This window comes from Streptomyces sp. SDT5-1 (assembly GCF_052245995.1).
In the GTDB taxonomy this organism is placed as follows: Bacteria; Actinomycetota; Actinomycetes; order Streptomycetales; family Streptomycetaceae; genus Streptomyces.
Window position 1 is genome coordinate 6,849,596 of sequence record NZ_CM125963.1, and the last position, 15,496, is coordinate 6,865,091.

Consider the following 15,496-nt stretch of genomic DNA (forward strand, 5'->3'; position numbering starts at 1 on the left):
CATGGGATATTTTTGCTTCCGTCTGCAGGAGACACCCCGCCCGCGAGGAAGGCCGCACCGTGCCCACACCCACCCTGGTCCAGCGCACCATCGGCCGGATCGAGCGGAGCATCGAGAGCGGCGAGTGGGCCGTGGGCGACCGCATCCCCGCGGAGGGGCAGCTCGTCGACGACCTCGGTGTGGGGCGCAACACCGTGCGGGAGGCCGTCCGGGCCCTGTGCCACACAGGGCTCCTGGAGGCCCGCCGTGGCGACGGCACTTATGTGCGCGCCGCCAGCGACCTCAACGCCGCCCTCCAACGCCGCCTGCGCCGCGCCGAGTTGAAGCACGTCCTCCAGGTCCGCCTCGCCCTCGAACGCGAAGCGGCCCCCGCCGCCGCGTCGCACCGCGGCGAGGACGACCTCGCCCGCATCCTCTCCGCCCTGCTCGCCCGCCGCCGCGCCGAGGAGAGCGGCGACCTGGCCGCGTACGTCGAGAAGGACGTCGAGTTCCATCGCGCCGTCGTCGCCGCCAGCGGAAACCCGCTGATGACGGAGTTGTACGAGAGCATCGTCGAGTCGGTGCGGGACAGTGTCGCCTCGCTGCTCCCGAGCTGGACCCCCGAACCGCTCGGCGCGAGCTCCCACGACGACCTGGCCGACGCCATCGCGCGCCGCGACCCGGAGGCCGCCGCCGAGGCGGCGTGGGCGCACACGCGGACGGTGGAGTCGGCGATGGAGCGGATGACGGACGATCAATAAGCCGACCCACGCCGACAATTGACCGTATGTCGCCCTCTGTCGGGGGCACCGCCGCGCGCTCTACCCTGACGTCAGCCTCAACGGCCCTGAGGGGGAGTCGCATGAGCGATGGCAGCGAGCGCACCGGGGGCGACGGGCGTCGCCCCGATCCTCCGCGGTCCGGCGAACGCCTCGCCGACTGGGCGGACGGCCGGCTGGGGATCTACCAACTGGCCAAGTCCCAGATGCGCAAGGTCTTTCCCGACCACTGGTCCTTCATGCTCGGTGAGGTCTGCCTCTACAGCTTCGTCATCCTCATCCTCACCGGCGTCTTCCTCACCTTCTTCTTCGACCCCAGTACCCAGGAAGTCGTCTACGACGGCACGTACGTACCGCTCAAGGGCATCACGATGACCCAGGCGTACGAGTCGACGGTGCACATCAGCTTCGACGTGCGCGGCGGACTCCTGATCCGGCAGATCCACCACTGGTCGGCGCTGGTCTTCGTCGCCGGCATGACGGTGCACATGATGCGCGTCTTCTTCACCGGCGCGTTCCGCAAGCCGCGCGAGCTGAACTGGCTGTTCGGCTGGACCCTGCTGTTCCTCGGCATCATCACCGGCCTGACCGGCTACTCGCTCCCCGACGACCTGCTGTCCGGCACCGGCCTCAAGTTCGCGCAGGGCGCCGTGCTCTCGGTGCCGATCGTGGGCACGTACCTGGCGATGTTCCTGTTCGGCGGCGAGTTCCCCGGCGACGACTTCATCTCCCGGCTCTATCCGATCCACATCCTGCTGCTGCCGGGCATCATGCTGGGCCTGGTGGCGCTCCATCTGATCCTGGTCTTCTACCACAAGCACACGCAGTTCGCGGGGCCCGGCCGCAGCGAGAAGAAGGTCATCGGAGCGCCCTTCTTCCCCATCTACGTGGCGAAGGCGGGCGGCTTCTTCTTCCTCGTCTTCGGCGTCCTCGCGCTGCTCGGCGCGGTCGCCACCATCAACCCGGTGTGGGCGTTCGGGCCCTACCGGCCCGACCTCGTCACCACGGGCGCGCAACCCGACTGGTACCTCGGTTTCTCCGAGGGGCTGATCCGTGTGATGCCCGCGTGGGAGGTCAACGCGTGGGGCCACACACTGGAGTTGGGCGTCTTCATCCCGTTCACGCTGTTCCCGCTGATCCTGTCGTTCATGGCGGTGTACCCGTTCCTGGAGGCGTGGATCACCGGGGACAAGCGTGAGCACCACACGGCCGACCGCCCGCGCAACAAGCCGGTCAGGACCGGCATCGGCGTGGCCTGGCTGTCGCTGTACGGGGTGCTGCTCATCGGCGGCGGCAACGACATCGTCGCCACCAAACTGCATCTGTCGATCAACGCCATCACGTGGTTCGTGCGCATCAGCTTCTTCGTCGTGCCGGTCGTCGCGTTCGTCGTCACCAAACGCATCTGCCAGGGCCTCCAGCACCGTGACCGCGACAAGGCGCTGCACGGACGCGAGTCCGGGCAGATCAAGCGGCTGCCGCACGGCGAGTACGTCGAGGTCCACGAGCCGCTCACGCGCGCCGAGCTCTACACCCTCAACGCGCACGAGCAGCCCAAGCCCTACGAGTTGGGGCCGCGCTTCGACGAGAACGGCGTGGAGCGCAAGTTCACCGTCCGCCAGAGGGTGCGGGCGCGGCTCGCGAAGGCGATGTTCGGCCCCGGCACGTACGTCCCGAAGGCGACGCCCGAGGAGTACCGGGCGCTGCACGCGGGCTGGCACGAGTCGGAGCGGGTGGACTGAGGTCGGGAGGGGCCGGCCCGCGCACGGACCGGCCCCTCGCGGTCAGCCGTGAGTCAGTCAGCCGTCAGCCACTCAGCCGTACCGTGAACGCCTTGTCCGTCGACAGCTTCGCCGTGCGGACCGTCGTCACGTGGGTCTTCTCGTCGTACGACCATGAACGCGCGGGCAGCGGACGCCCGTTCACGGAGACGTGCGCGGGAGCGTCGTCGCCGTGCACGGTGAAGGTGTACGCGCGCTCGCCGGGCTTGCCCGCGTAACTTCCCTTGCTGGCACCGACGTTGATGACGGTGGTGTGCCGCTTGTCGGTGTCGACGGTCACGTGCTGCGTGGCCGACGCGCCGTCCTTGAACTCGCGGGTGACACCGTCGTCCTCGTACAGCGTGTACGAGCCGTGCCCCGGCTCGGACGCGTGGACGTCATAGCCGAGCTGCCCCTTGTCGCGGGTCTTCCACGACGTGGTGCCCTTGGGCCACATCGGCACGATCGCACCGGACTTCACGAAGAGCGGGAGCGTGTCGATCGGCGCGTGGTAGCCGTCGATCGTGGTCGGGCCCTTGTACCGCTTGCCCGTCCAGTAGTCCGTCCACGTGCCCTTCGGCAGGTAGATGCCGTCGCGGGTGTCCGCGTCCTTGTAGACCGGCGCGACCAGGAAGTCGTCGCCCGCCAAGTACTCGTACTTCGCCTGCGCGCCCAGGGTGTTGGCGTCCTTCGGGTACTCCAGCCACAGCGGCCGCACCCCGCCGACGCCGGTGTCTGCGGCCTGCTTGGCGAGCGTGTACAGATACGGCATCAGCCGCTCGCGCAGCTGCAGATACTTACGGTTGATGGAGCGGTACGGCTCGCCGTCCACCCACGGCTGCTGGTTGATCTTCTCGCCGGTGGTGAGGTCGCGGGCCCAGCCGTCCATCGTCATGACGGCCGGCAGGAACGTCTTGGCCTGGAGGTCACGCGCGTACATCTTCGCGTCGTGCGCGTAGATGGAACCGATGTCACCGGTGTTGTAGGCGATGCCGGACATCGTGGCGCCCGCGTACGTCGGGATCTGCCAACGGACGAAGTCCCACGACAGTTTCTGGTCGCCGGACCAGAGCACCGCGCAGCGCTGCGCGCCCGCCCAGGACACCGGCATCCACACGAAGCCGCGGGCATCGCTGTTGTCCTCGATGCCGGCCTTCGCTTTGTCGCAGGCGTCGAGGGCCATCCCGTAGCCGTTGCCGACCCAGGCGACGTCGAGCTTGGCGACGCGCTGCCCGGCCTTCACCTGGTCGGCGAGCTTGTCGATGCCGTCCTGCGTCCACAGGCCGAGCTGGGCGTCGCGGTCCTGGAGGCCCTTGGCGGTCTCGGCCAGGTTCTCGTAGCCGCAGCCGTAGCCGTCGTTGACGAGCATCCAGCCCAGCGGCATCTGGTTCTCGACGTACTTGTCGGCGACCTTCAGCGAGTCGAGGGTGTGCCGCTCGCCCTGGTTGGCGTTGTGCAGATAGCAGTCCGCGTCGCCGGGCTCGAGGCCGTAGACGGGCGGCATGAACGGCCTGCCGACCAGAGCGGTGTACTTGCCGATGACCTTCTTGGCGTCACCGAGGAAGTAATAGGCGTCGAGGCGACGCTCCTGCTGCCCGGTGTGCACCGACGGACCGAAGTCGTAGACGCCGGGCGCGAAGGTGTTGCGGTAGACCCCGTACCCGGCCGAAGACAGATAGAACGGCTGGGAGTTGGGGTAGCCGCCCTCGTTCCAGTTCGTGTTGTTGGCGACGTACACGGTCTTGTCGCGGTGCGAGAACGAGCCGTTCTGCTCGCCGCCGCCGAAGAACTGCTCGTCGGTGCCGCGCTCCAGGCTCTGCCGCATCCCGCCGGTCGACCAGCGCAGCGGCCGGTCCTCCTGCCAGATCCGTGTCCTGTCGTCCGCCTTGTAGAGGCCGAAGCGCAGCGGCTTCTTGTAGACGCGCAGGACGGCGTCGGCGGACCGGATGCCGTAGTAGGAACCGGCGTCGAACGAGGTCGTACGCGTGTCGACGGCCGGCTTCTTCCGCACGATCTGCCCGGCGGCGGGATCGCTGAACTTCCCCGACGGGTCTGCCTGGAGGTGCAGTTGACCCCCCTTCAGGAACTCGGCCCGCGCGGCGAGTCCCCCGGCGGCGATCGCGTACCCGTCACCGTCGCGCCCGAAGGACGTCAGGTCCCCCGCGTCGGTGGTCTCCGGCAGATACGCCCGGCCGACGAACGAGTTGTCGTGCACGTCGTACGGGACGACCACCACGTGGTACGTGCCGTCGGCCTTCGGGATGACGGTCGCCTCGGGGTCGGCCGTGCCCGCGCTCGACGCCACCTGCTTGCCCGCGTCGTCGTAGATGTACATGTCGAAGTCGTCGCTGGGCTGCTTCGCCCACTCGATCGACACCGGCACCCCGCCTTCGGGGTTGTCGCTCCAGTACCCGTCAGGAACCGACACCGTGAGGTCGAAGCGGTCGCAGGTCTTCCCGTCCGGATCGTCGGCAGGCGCCGGACACTTCTTCGGGTCGTCGACCGTGCCGGCCGGATAGGTCGGGCTCTGCCAGGTGACGCTCTTGTGCTCGGCGTCGAGCACGCCGCTGCGCGGGGTGGCGGCGCCCGCCTGATGCGCGGGCGCGGCGAGCAGCGCCGCGGCGAGGGCCGCGGTGGTCCATGCGGCCAGGGCGCGGGCTCTTCGATGGGGTTGCCTTTGGTGCAGTCTTCGCATGAGGTGCGTCTCCGCTCAGAACGACCGGCCATTGTTTACTTGTGCTTGAAACTCCTTGCGCGCGTGCAGGATTGCGCACAGAGTCAGGGTTGAAGATCCCGCTCGCGCAGGTTCATGTCAACAGGAGGTGCCCTGTCGTGACCGTCCGTCCGTACGCACACCGCCCCACCCGCGCCGTCCTCGCCGCCCTGCTGCTCGTCGGAAGCGCCGGCCTCGCCGCGCCGTCCGTCTCCGCCGCGCCGAGACCCGCCCCGGACTACTCCGACGTCCTCGACCTGCACGGCACCCCGCAGGCCGCCCTCCCCGGCGACGACGAGGACAACAACCCCATCAGCACGTTCTCGGACCGCGGGGCCTGGCACGCGTACGCGTTGCCGGAGGTCGGGGATCGCGCGGCGTACGGAGGGTTCAGCGGGCCGCTCTACATCGCGCAGGAGTACCCGTGGTGGCTGAGCAAGGCGTTCAGCCGGATGCGGCTCACCGAAGGCGGGCGGGAGCTCGCCCTGGACGCCGGGGATGCGCCCAGGTTCACCTCGGAGCCGGGGCGGCTGGTGGAGTCGTACGACCTCGGGCGCGGGCTCACGCTCCGGCTCGAGCTGCGGTTCGCCACCGACCGGAGTGCGCTGGTGCGGGCCGAGGTGCGGAACAGCGGGTCCGTGGCGCGGACGTTGGGCGCCGAGTGGAGCGGGAGTCTGCTGCGGCCGGAGAAGACGCCGATGCGGGACGCGCCCTCGCTGAAGGCCACCGCGCACGGCGTCGGCGTCGACTTCGCCAAGGTGCGCGAGAAGTGGGACTACCTCACCGACGGCACCGAACGCTTCGAGGTCACGCACAAGGAGCCCGTGCGGACCACCGTCGAGGGGGACCGGTACCGGACCGAGAGCGCGGCGCCGGTGCGGATCGCGCCGGGTGGTGTGCGGCGCTTCGACTGGGCCGAGTCGTACACCTTCACCGACGCCGAGCGCAGCCGTGAGGCGCGCCGGGCGCGGGCCGTGCTCGCCGCGCCGGACGCGTATGTCGCCGCGGGGGACGACCGCTGGGAACGGTATGTCGCCGGGGTCACGCGCGGGGTGCCCGTCGAGCGGCGGCGCACCGCCGTGAAGGCGTTGGAGACGCTCGTCGGCAACTGGCGTTCCGCCGCGGGGCGGTTGAAGCACGACGGCGTGACGCCCTCCATCTCGTACAAGTGGTTCACCGGCGGGCTGTGGGCCTGGGACAGCTGGAAGCAGGCCGTCGGCACCGCCCGCTTCTACCCGCGGCTCGCGCAGTCGCAGATCCGGTCCATGTTCGACTGGCAGATCACCGCCGACGACAAGGAGCGGCCGCAGGACGCGGGGATGGTGCCCGACGCCCTCTTCTACAACGATCCCGAGCGCGGCGGCGGCAACTGGAACGAGCGCAACTCCAAGCCTCCGATGGCGAGTTGGGCCGTCTGGGAGACGTACCGCGGGAGCGGCGACCGGGCCTTCCTGCGCGAGCTGTACCCGAAGCTCGCCGCCTACCAGGCCTGGTGGTACCGCAACCGGGACCACGACCACGACGGGCTCGCCGAGTACGGTGCCACCGTCGACCCCGCCAACGACTCCACCGAGGAACGCAGGCTCGCCGCCGCGTGGGAGAGCGGACTCGACAACGCGCCGCGCTTCGACGCGAAACTCGGCACCTCCGTCGTCGCCAACCGCGCCGCCGACGGCACCCTGCTCGGCTACTCGCTGACCCAGGAGTCCGTCGACCTCAACGCGTATCTCGCCCAGGACCAGACCTACCTGGCCCGCATCGCCGACGCCGTCGGACGGCCGGGCGAGGCCGCGAAGTGGCGCGCCAAGTCCGAGGCCACCAGCGCTGCCGTGCGCGCCAAGTTCTACGACCCGGCCGACGGCTGGTTCCACGACATCGGCCTCAAGGACGGCGCCCCGCTCAGCGACCGGGGCCGCGGCATCGAGGGCGCGGTCCCGCTGTGGACCGGCGCGGCGAGCGAGGCACAGGCCGCCCGCGTGCGCCAACGCCTCACGGACCCCGGGGAGTTCGCCACCCACGTGCCGTTCCCGACCGTCTCCAAGGCGTCCCCGTACTTCGACGCGACGGCCTACTGGCGCGGCCCCGTCTGGTTCGACCACGCCTACGTCGCCCTCAGCGGCCTGCGCCGCTACGGTTACGCCAAGGACGCCGACGACCTCACCGCGAAGCTCCTCACGCACACGAAGGGCCTCACCGGCGACCGCCCGATCCAGGAGAACTATGACCCGCTGACCGGTGCCCCGCTCAACTCGCCCAACTTCAGCTGGTCGGCGGCGCTGCTGCTGCCGATCCTGTCGGGAGAGAAGTAGCCGGGGCTCCCGGCTTTCAGGACGCGGCGTACGTCCAGAAGTCCCGCATGATCTGCGGCGGCGTCGGGCCCGTCATGCCCAGGTGGGTCATCAGGACCGACACCGTGCCGGTCGACGGGGTGAGGTGGGCGGCCGTGCCGGTGCCGCCGACCCAGCCGTAGCGGCCCGGCACGTTGTAGGGGTGGGTGCGGGTGACGTCGACCGAGCCGCCGTAGCCCCAGCCCTCGCCCTCGGTGAACAGGCCGCTGGCCGCGCGCTGTTCAGCCGTCAGATGGTCCGTCGTCATCTGCCGCACCGCGTCGGCGGAGAGCACGGAGCCGCCGCCGTCGAGCAGCATGCGGGCGAACGCGTGCCAGTCGTCGACCGTGGAGACGAGCCCGCCCGCGCCGGAGGGGAACGCGGGCAGGCCGCTCCAGTCGCCGTCCGGGGTGTCGACGAGCTCGGCGCCGCCCTCGGGCGTGGGCACGTAGAAGCTGGTGAAGCGGTCACGCTTGGCGGCCGGCACCTCGAAGCCGGTGTCCGTCATGCCCAGCGGCTCGAAGATCCGCTCGGCGAGGAAGTCGGGCAGCGAATCGCTCGTCATCCGGGAGATGAGCACGCCCTGGATGTCCGAGCACGCGTTGTAGAGCCACACCTCGCCCGGCTGGTGGAGCAGCGGCACCCCGGCCAGCGAGGCCAGCCAGGTGTCCGGCTCGGGCACCCGCTGCGGGTGGTGCGGGTCCATCAGCGCGAAGAGCGGCTGCACGGCCGGGAGCGAGAAGTCGGAGGGGAAGCCCCAGCCGGCCCGGAACGTCAGCAGGTCCTCGACCGTGATCGGCCGGGCCGCCGGGATCACGTCCTCGATCGGGCCCGCCGGATCGCGCACCACGTTCGGCGCGGCCAGCTCAGGCAGCCAGTGCGAGATCGGCGAGTCCAGGGCGATGCGGCCCTCGTCGACGAGCGTCATCAGGGCCGCCGCCACGATCGGCTTGGTGATCGACGCGATCCGGAAGATGGAGTCGCGGGCCAGCGGCGTGGTCCCCTCGGTGTCGGCGTGGCCGACCGCCGCCACCTCGACCCGGTCGCCGCGCGCCACGAGCCCCACGGCGCCCGGCACGGGTCCCTTCGACACGTGCGGGGACAGGACGTCGGTCAGGCCGGTGCTCTCGGTCATCGGGCGATCCTCCAATGCGTACGGGTGCGGTGCCGTCGTGCGCGTGAGCGTACAGAGGAAGACCGCCCGGACCGACTCAACTCATCGGCTCCCCGTCCCACAGCGTGTCGTGCGCGCGGTGGGCGTCGGTGAGCCCGTCCGTGAAGAAGCGCTCGTAGTACTCGCCCTCCACGTGGTGGGCCTGGAGCCACACGCCCGGCACATGGATGGCGTCCGTGTGCGCGGGGAAGCGGCGGTGCGTGGCCAGGATGTACGTGCACACGTCGCGGGCGCACTCAATGACCCGCTCGTCGTACTCGCTGGCCTCCGCGAGATAGCGCTGACCGTAGTCCTCCTTGTAGATGCGGGCGAAGACGTCCTTGTCGCTGTACGTGCCGCCGGTGCCGAACTTCGCGTCGACCACGGCGTCGACCGCGTCCGACATGGAAGCGTGCGCGGGCGGGCAGGCCGCGGCGATCAGTGGTCCGCCGGTCGCCGGGTCGGCGAGGCCCACCGGATGCGAGCGCAGGTTCGCGTACTTCGGCAGCGGGACGTGCCAGCGCCACAGGTCGGGCAGCCGCCAGCGCGGCGTCACGAACGTGAAGCCGAGCATCCTCCCGTACGTCTTCGAGAACTTGGGGTCGCCGAGGGCGATCGCCGGGTTGATGGAGGCGTGGATCCAGGCGCCGAGGCCCATGCCCTCCGCCGTCAGCATCACCGTCTGCAGCAGCAGGTCCGCCTCGATCTGCGTGCGCATAGGGCCCAGCGCGCCCAGCGGCAGCTTCAGGTCCTTGTTGAGGAACCCGTTGTCCACCCACTTCTTCACGCCCGCCGCCCGGTACAGATTGCGGTCGTCGACGAAGGTGGGGCGGGCCCCGTCCGGCTGCGTCAGCAGATACATCAGGGCGTTGATGTACTGGTGCGACAGGTCGACGACCGGGAAGAGGACCGTCGTGCCCGGCAGGTTCGACAGGAACCGGTTCGAGTCCAGGTACGCGGGGAAGTCGCGCAGCCCCTCCGCCACGTCCAGGCGGTGGTCGAGGACCTTCACCTTCGCCTGCTCGGCCCGCTCGACGAGGGCCTGCGCGGTGAACGGCTCGTGCGGGGCGGGCGGCAGCCTGCGCAGGAAGTACGTACCGCTGTCGTTGATCAGGAAGAAGTGCGTGCCCTGCGCGTTGTCGGGGCTGCCCGCGGTGCGGCCCGTCATCGTCAGGTTCGGCTTGGACATGATGGGCTTGCCGTCGCGCGGGTCCTCGAAGGGACGGTCCGGCATCGTCAGGCCCGTCGAGCCCGTCACCGCGATGAGCAGCGCCTCCTCAAGAGCGCTGAGCGGCTGCGGCTCGTGCTTGGAGCGGTGGCTCATCGACCCGGCCGGCACCGACGCGCCGCGGGAGACCCGGTGGGTGCGGCGGTGCCAGATCGTCTTCAGGAGCGGGCGCGCGAGCAGATCGTCGAGCCCCTGGTGACCGGAGTGGGCGTCAGCCATGCTCGCCCCCGTTCTCCGCCGGCGGCACCGGACGCCACGGCGCGAACGCGCTCGCGTCGCGCGGCAGCAGGCTCGCCAGGTCCGGGCAGTGCCGCAGGATCACGGACTTCATGCCGCCCTTCTCCACCCAGTCCATGCCGAGCGGCGTGTAGATCTCCGGGCGGTAGTCGACGGTGAGGAAGCGGTCGCTCTGCAGCCGCCGCGTCGCCATCAGGATGAAGATCCGGAACGCGGTGTCGGAGAAGCCGAAGCCGGTGGGCGGGTTCTCCGCGAACAGGCCGACGACGGTGTCGATCTCGTCGACGTCCCGGTACACCTCCTTCAGGCGGGCGAGGGTCTCCGGCTCCTGCGTCAGGTCCTCGAAGCGGCGGATGCGCTCCTTGTGCAGGCCCGCGCGGAAGTCGTTGTAGCGGGGCACGCCGCGCCTGCGGGTGCGCACCAGGTCGACCACCGACAGGTCGATGATGTCGCCGTCGCGCTGGAAGTGCGTGAGCGCCTTCGGGAAGTTGTGCAGCGTGATCGCGCCCGGGTTGGCGATGCCGAACGAGTACAGGGTGTCCGCCAGGCCCGTCTTGCGGATCTGGCTCTCGGCGGCCGCGCCCTGGATGTCGTGGAACCCGAGCGTCTCAAGGCGCTGCCCGAAGCGGTGCTCGCGCAGCTCGTAGTCGTCCGGGATCAGCGGGTGCATCCGGTACACGGTGACGAAGTCCTCCGTCAGCGAGTACGGGGCGCCGTGGTGGTCCGGCATCGTCTTCGGGATGCCGGTCAGGGAGTGCGATTCGAGCAGCCACAGGCCCAGCTGGTTGAGCCAACTCTTCGGCGGGCCCTCCCAGTTGGTGCGCAGGCCGATGTCGATGGTCTTCGTCGCGAGGATCGCCGGCGTCCACTCCACCGTGTGGATCTTCGCGATGAGCGCCGACACCACCAGGCGCGCCGTGTGGTAGATCCGCTCCTCGCTCATCGCCGGGTACTCGGCGCGCAGCGCGTCGCACACCGCGTTGTGCTCGCGGGCGAACAGGGTGTGCATCGCGCTGAGCCCCATCCACCAGTTGTCCTTGAACCCGGTGATCGGGATGCCCGTCCGGTCGATCGGGATGTGCCCGCCGTCCAGCAACAGGCGCGCCCCGCCCTCGGGTTCGCGCAGCTGCTTCGCGGTCTGCTCGTCGCCGCCGTACACCTCGGAGCCGTCCCACCAGTGCGAGGCGGTGTTCCCGAACAGGATCGGCGGCTTGTTGCCCGGCAGCTCGATGCCCTCGTTCTCGGCGAACCGCATCACGCTCTCCTCCGGCCCGCCGGGGGAGTTCACCCACGTACCGCCGCCGGGCGGCAGCGGCACCTCGACCGCCCGGTCGCCCGTCTTGAAGCGGCCGTGGTTGACCCAGTCGTGCACCTGGAACTGGATCCACGCCGCCGCCAGGATGTTCAGCGACGTCGCCGGGACGAAGGACTCGCGGGCCAGCAGGCTGCGGCTGACCGTCACCGGGTTCGGCGTGTCGAACAGGTCGGGCCGGAACACCGGCTTGAGGTTGCGGCCGAACGCCGCGCCCACCGCGCCCATCCGCGGCTCCGACAGATCGTTGTACGAGCCGTCGTAGGAGCGCTCCGTGCGCAGCCGCTCGTCGATCGGGGCCGGCACCGGCTCGGCCTTCGGCGGCGCCTCCCGCACATCGGTGTCGATCAGGTTCAGCCGGCGCAGCACCTTCCGCAGGAACACCAGATTGAGCAGGCTCAGGTCCAACGGCAGCCGGTGCCACGGTACATACCGGTTCAGGATCCGGAAGGCGAGGCCCACGGGCGCGCCGAGCACCCGGTTCCTGAGCGGCTCGTGCGGCGTGAACCGGGTGCCGTGCCGCTGGGCGCTGCTCGCCCGGTACGCGGCCTTGCGGGCCCGGTTCAGGTTGCCCAGCGGGCGGAACGCGTCGGTCGTGTACCAGGGGTTGAACGACAGGTCGTCCACCCGCCGTGCCGCCGAGCGGGCCTCCGCCGTCGTGATGTCCTGGCTCGGCACGGTCAGCCGGGCCACCGGGATCGGCGGCGTGATCCCCTCCTTCCACTCCACCGAGCAGTCCTCGACGGGCGTGCGCCGCTCGTCGACGTAGCGCTGCACGCACAGGTCGAAGGCGACGTCACCGCGGGAGAGGCGGCGCGCCAGCTCGCGGTGGAGGAAGTTGGGGTCGCGGCGGTCGGGGCGCGGCTCGGGGCCGCCGCCCACGGCGGGCCGCAGCAGGAAGCGGACCGGGCCCGCCTCGCCCCACAGCATGGCGCCGCGGCTCCAGTACGTCTCCCGGGCCAGGCTGTTGACCTTGGTGCGGGTCGCCGCCTGGACGTTGCGGCGCATCCGGTTCGCGGTGCCGAGGCCGACGGCCAGCGGCAGCTTCACGAAGAGCCCGAACGCCTTCTGGAGCGGATTGCGGGCCCCGGCCATCGCCTTGGCGAACGCCACGAACTCGCGGGCGTTCGCCGCGTGCGACACCGGGAACGACGTGGCCAGCAGATCGTGGCTCTCGTCGGACGTCGTGCGCACCCGCACCGCGATGCCGTGCAGATCGGGCGCCCCGTCGGGCCCGCGCATCCCGCTCGCGTTCGAGAGCCGAACCGTCGCCGTGTACTCGGCGCCCGGCTGGGCGAAACCGGCGCGCAGCGCGGCCGGCAGGTCGTCGTTGAACCGCAGTCGGGCGTTCTCCACCCCGAGCGCGGCCTTGGCGTGGAAGGCGCGCTCGAAACCCTGGGCGCCACTGGCCCGCCGGTTCGCGACCTGAACCTTCATGATCTCGCGGGCAAGGCGCTCGAACACGAGGCGTTCGGCCTCGGGACTGCCGCCCTCGTACCGCTCGTACTGTGGCTGACGTTCGTTATCGGCCATCGTTGCCGTCCCTGTCGAAGGTACGTGGGGAAGGTCCGTTCAGGGGGAGGGGCAGCGACGCTATCGGCGCCCTCGGACCTGCCGCAGCGACCGATCCCGCCATGTCCGCGCACACGAACTCCCGTACGTGTGAAGGGATTTGTGCCTGTCAGCGCGCGGACCCCCGACCGCAGGGCCGCACCGCGCGTCGCCCACCCCTCACCCGCCCCACCCGCAGATCCCGCGCGTGGCCGATCGGCGACGCCTTGACGGCGGCATCCGGCGGTGGTGTGCTGCACAGCCTCCGCTACGGGAGGCGCCATGCGGCACACCATCGCGCACGGACCCGCCTTCGCCGAGCTGCGGCCCCTCAAGGCCCCCACGTTCGTCGAGCCGGGCAGGACCACCTTTCCCGTCCACCCCGACCTGCCGCTCCTGCTGCTCGACGACAAGGAGCACCCCGATCCGGCGGGCGTCCTTCCGCACACCATGGCGACCCTGTCCGCGTACTCCTACGCGGGACACGACCAGGGCGGGGACGCGGAGACCGTCGCGATGATGGCGACCCGGCTCGGCCTCGAACGCAACCGCTGCCGCGTCTTCGAACAGCGCGTCGACGCCCTGTACATCGCCTCCGCCGCCTACCTGATCCAGGACGCCGACCGGCGCGTCGCCATCCTCTGCTACCGGGGCACCCAGCCCGAGGACATCATCAGCATCCTCACGGACGCCGACGTCCGCCCCGAGACCCTCGCCGTCGACCTCGACGGCAGGGACTACGCCGTGCACGCCGGCTTCTACCGCAACATGCGCGCCACCCGGTACCTCGTCCTCCAGGCCCTGGAGCGGGCCCTGCGCGGCGAGTCCATCGATCCCGACGAGCACGGCACCCGCGGGCCTGGCCTCGAAGCCCTCTACATCACCGGGCACAGCCTCGGCGCCGCGATGGCCGCCCTGATGGCGGTCACCCTCGTCCACGAGCCCCGCTACGCGCACATCGCCCGCCGCCTGCGCGCCGTCTACACCTTCGGACAGCCGATGCTCGGCGGCCCCGACCTGGCGCGCGCCTGCGCCGACACCGCCGACAGCAACGGCACCCACCTGCTGCGCGACCGGCTCCTGCGCTACATCTACGACCGCGACGTGGTGCCCGCGCTGCCGCCGCGGCCGGTCGGGCCCTACGCCCCGTTCGGCCGGGAGTTCCACTTCCGCAGGCCGCGGCGCGCCGTGGACGCCGTGTTCGCGGCGGTGGCCGACGCGGCGGCGGATGCGGCGGCCCTGCCGGGCGACCTGCTCGCCGGGACGAATCCGCTGCGACGCCTCGCCCGGATGACGGCGATCCCCGGCCGGGCCCGCGAGGAGGGCTGGGTCGAACGGGTCGAACCCGCCCTTCCCTACCCCCAGATGGACAGCCTCGCGGGCCTCGCGGTCGTCGCACCCCTGGCCTTCTTCGCGGCCCGCCTCGCCCTGACCCGCACCCTCCCCTTCAAATACTCCTTCGACGACCACGGCCCGGCGCACTACGTCAACGCGCTGGCGCCGGAAGGGGTGTTGAGCGAGTACGGGGACGTGCGGTGAGGGTCAGCGCATGTCGGCGGGCCGCTCCGTGCCCTCGAACGGGAAGCGGCGCCTGAACTCGTCCGCCGCGTCCTCCAGCGTCACGAACGACACGCCCTCGTGCCCGGAGACGTACTCGATGAAGCGCTCGAGCATCAGCAGCACGTTGGGGCGGCCCGACACGTCGGGGTGCAGGGTGATCGGCAGCACCGCGTAGTCCAGCTCGCGGTGCACCCAGTCGAACTGGTCCCGCCAGTCCTGCTCAAGGGCGCGCGGCGACACGTATCCGTGGCTGTTGTGCGCATGCTTGTTGAACATCATGGGCGGCAGGTCGTCGACGTACCAGTTGCCGCAGAACTCGACGAGGTCCACCTCGTGGCCGTGCACGAGCGGCTTCATCCAGTCCTTGGCGTCGCCCGAGTAGTCGATCTTCGTCCAGGAGTCGCCGACGCGGGCGTAGAAGGGCGTGAAGTCCCGGTAGTTCTGCGAGTGGTCGTAGGAGAAGCCGTATTTGTGCAGCAGGGCCGCCGTCGACTCGGACATCTCCCACCAGGGCGCGACGTAGCCCTTGGGGCCGCGCCCGGTGAACTGCTCGATCAGCTCGACCGACCTGGCGAGGACGTCCTCCTCCTGCTGGGGGGACATCTCGATGGGGTTCTCGTGCGAGTAGCCGTGCGCGCCGATCTCGTGTCCGGCCTCGACGACCATCCGGGTCTGCTCGGGGAACGTCTCGATGGAGTGGCCGGGGATGAACCAGGAGGTGCGGATGCCGTAGCGCTCGAAGAGCTTGAGCAGGCGGGGGGTGCCGATCTCGCCGGCGAAGACACCGCGCTGGATGTCGTTCGGGGAGTCCTGGCCGCCGTACGAGCCGAGCCAGCCGGCGACCGCGTCGACGTCGACACCGAGGGCGATCTGGATGTTCTTGGGCATGCGGGAGGT

At 70.5% G+C, this 15,496-nt stretch carries 9 protein-coding genes; 4 read left to right on the top strand and 5 right to left on the bottom strand.

Features of this window, described 5'->3' with window-relative positions:
• Positions 1 to 59: 59 nt before the first annotated feature.
• Together ACTWJ8_RS31350 and qcrB are read left to right on the top strand one after the other, a co-directional pair.
• The gene (locus ACTWJ8_RS31350; protein WP_443260942.1) at positions 60 to 740 is read left to right on the top strand and encodes a FadR/GntR family transcriptional regulator; all 681 of its coding nucleotides are present in this window, start codon (positions 60 to 62) and stop codon (positions 738 to 740) included.
• A 101-nt stretch (positions 741 to 841) separates the two neighbouring features.
• Positions 842 to 2,500 (top strand): cytochrome bc1 complex cytochrome b subunit, encoded by a 1,659-nt coding sequence (qcrB, locus tag ACTWJ8_RS31355; RefSeq protein WP_443260943.1) that lies wholly within the window; start codon positions 842 to 844, stop codon positions 2,498 to 2,500.
• 64 nt (positions 2,501 to 2,564) lie between these two features.
• On the opposite strand, the gene ACTWJ8_RS31360 is transcribed toward qcrB, so the two are convergent.
• A complete protein-coding gene (locus tag ACTWJ8_RS31360) occupies positions 2,565 to 5,213 on the bottom strand; it encodes a TIM-barrel domain-containing protein (protein ID WP_443260944.1) in 2,649 nt (882 codons plus the stop codon).
• A gap of 137 nt (positions 5,214 to 5,350) precedes the next feature.
• Between ACTWJ8_RS31360 and ACTWJ8_RS31365 the strand changes: the two genes are divergently transcribed.
• Positions 5,351 to 7,540, top strand: coding sequence for an MGH1-like glycoside hydrolase domain-containing protein (locus ACTWJ8_RS31365; RefSeq protein WP_443260945.1), 2,190 nt, complete (start codon positions 5,351 to 5,353; stop codon positions 7,538 to 7,540).
• 16 nt (positions 7,541 to 7,556) lie between these two features.
• On the opposite strand, the gene ACTWJ8_RS31370 is transcribed toward ACTWJ8_RS31365, so the two are convergent.
• From ACTWJ8_RS31370 to ACTWJ8_RS31380, 3 genes are all read right to left on the bottom strand, one after another.
• Positions 7,557 to 8,693: a serine hydrolase domain-containing protein gene (locus ACTWJ8_RS31370; RefSeq protein ID WP_356373776.1), complete on the bottom strand. Its 1,137-nt coding sequence runs from the start codon at positions 8,691 to 8,693 to the stop codon at positions 7,557 to 7,559.
• A 76-nt stretch (positions 8,694 to 8,769) separates the two neighbouring features.
• Positions 8,770 to 10,158: a hypothetical protein gene (locus ACTWJ8_RS31375; RefSeq protein WP_443260946.1), complete on the bottom strand. Its 1,389-nt coding sequence runs from the start codon at positions 10,156 to 10,158 to the stop codon at positions 8,770 to 8,772.
• Positions 10,151 to 13,021: a peroxidase family protein gene (locus ACTWJ8_RS31380; RefSeq protein WP_443260947.1), complete on the bottom strand. Its 2,871-nt coding sequence runs from the start codon at positions 13,019 to 13,021 to the stop codon at positions 10,151 to 10,153. The genes ACTWJ8_RS31375 and ACTWJ8_RS31380 overlap by 8 nt, the downstream gene beginning before the upstream one ends.
• Before the next feature lie 300 nt (positions 13,022 to 13,321).
• Here ACTWJ8_RS31380 and ACTWJ8_RS31385 point away from each other — a divergent pair, with 300 nt between their 5' ends.
• Positions 13,322 to 14,578 (top strand): lipase family protein, encoded by a 1,257-nt coding sequence (locus tag ACTWJ8_RS31385; RefSeq protein WP_443260948.1) that lies wholly within the window; start codon positions 13,322 to 13,324, stop codon positions 14,576 to 14,578.
• A gap of 3 nt (positions 14,579 to 14,581) precedes the next feature.
• Here ACTWJ8_RS31385 and ACTWJ8_RS31390 read toward each other — a convergent pair whose 3' ends face one another.
• On the bottom strand, positions 14,582 to 15,487 hold the full coding sequence (locus ACTWJ8_RS31390) for a polysaccharide deacetylase family protein (RefSeq protein WP_356373772.1): 906 nt from the start codon (positions 15,485 to 15,487) through the stop codon (positions 14,582 to 14,584).
• Positions 15,488 to 15,496 lie beyond the last annotated feature (9 nt).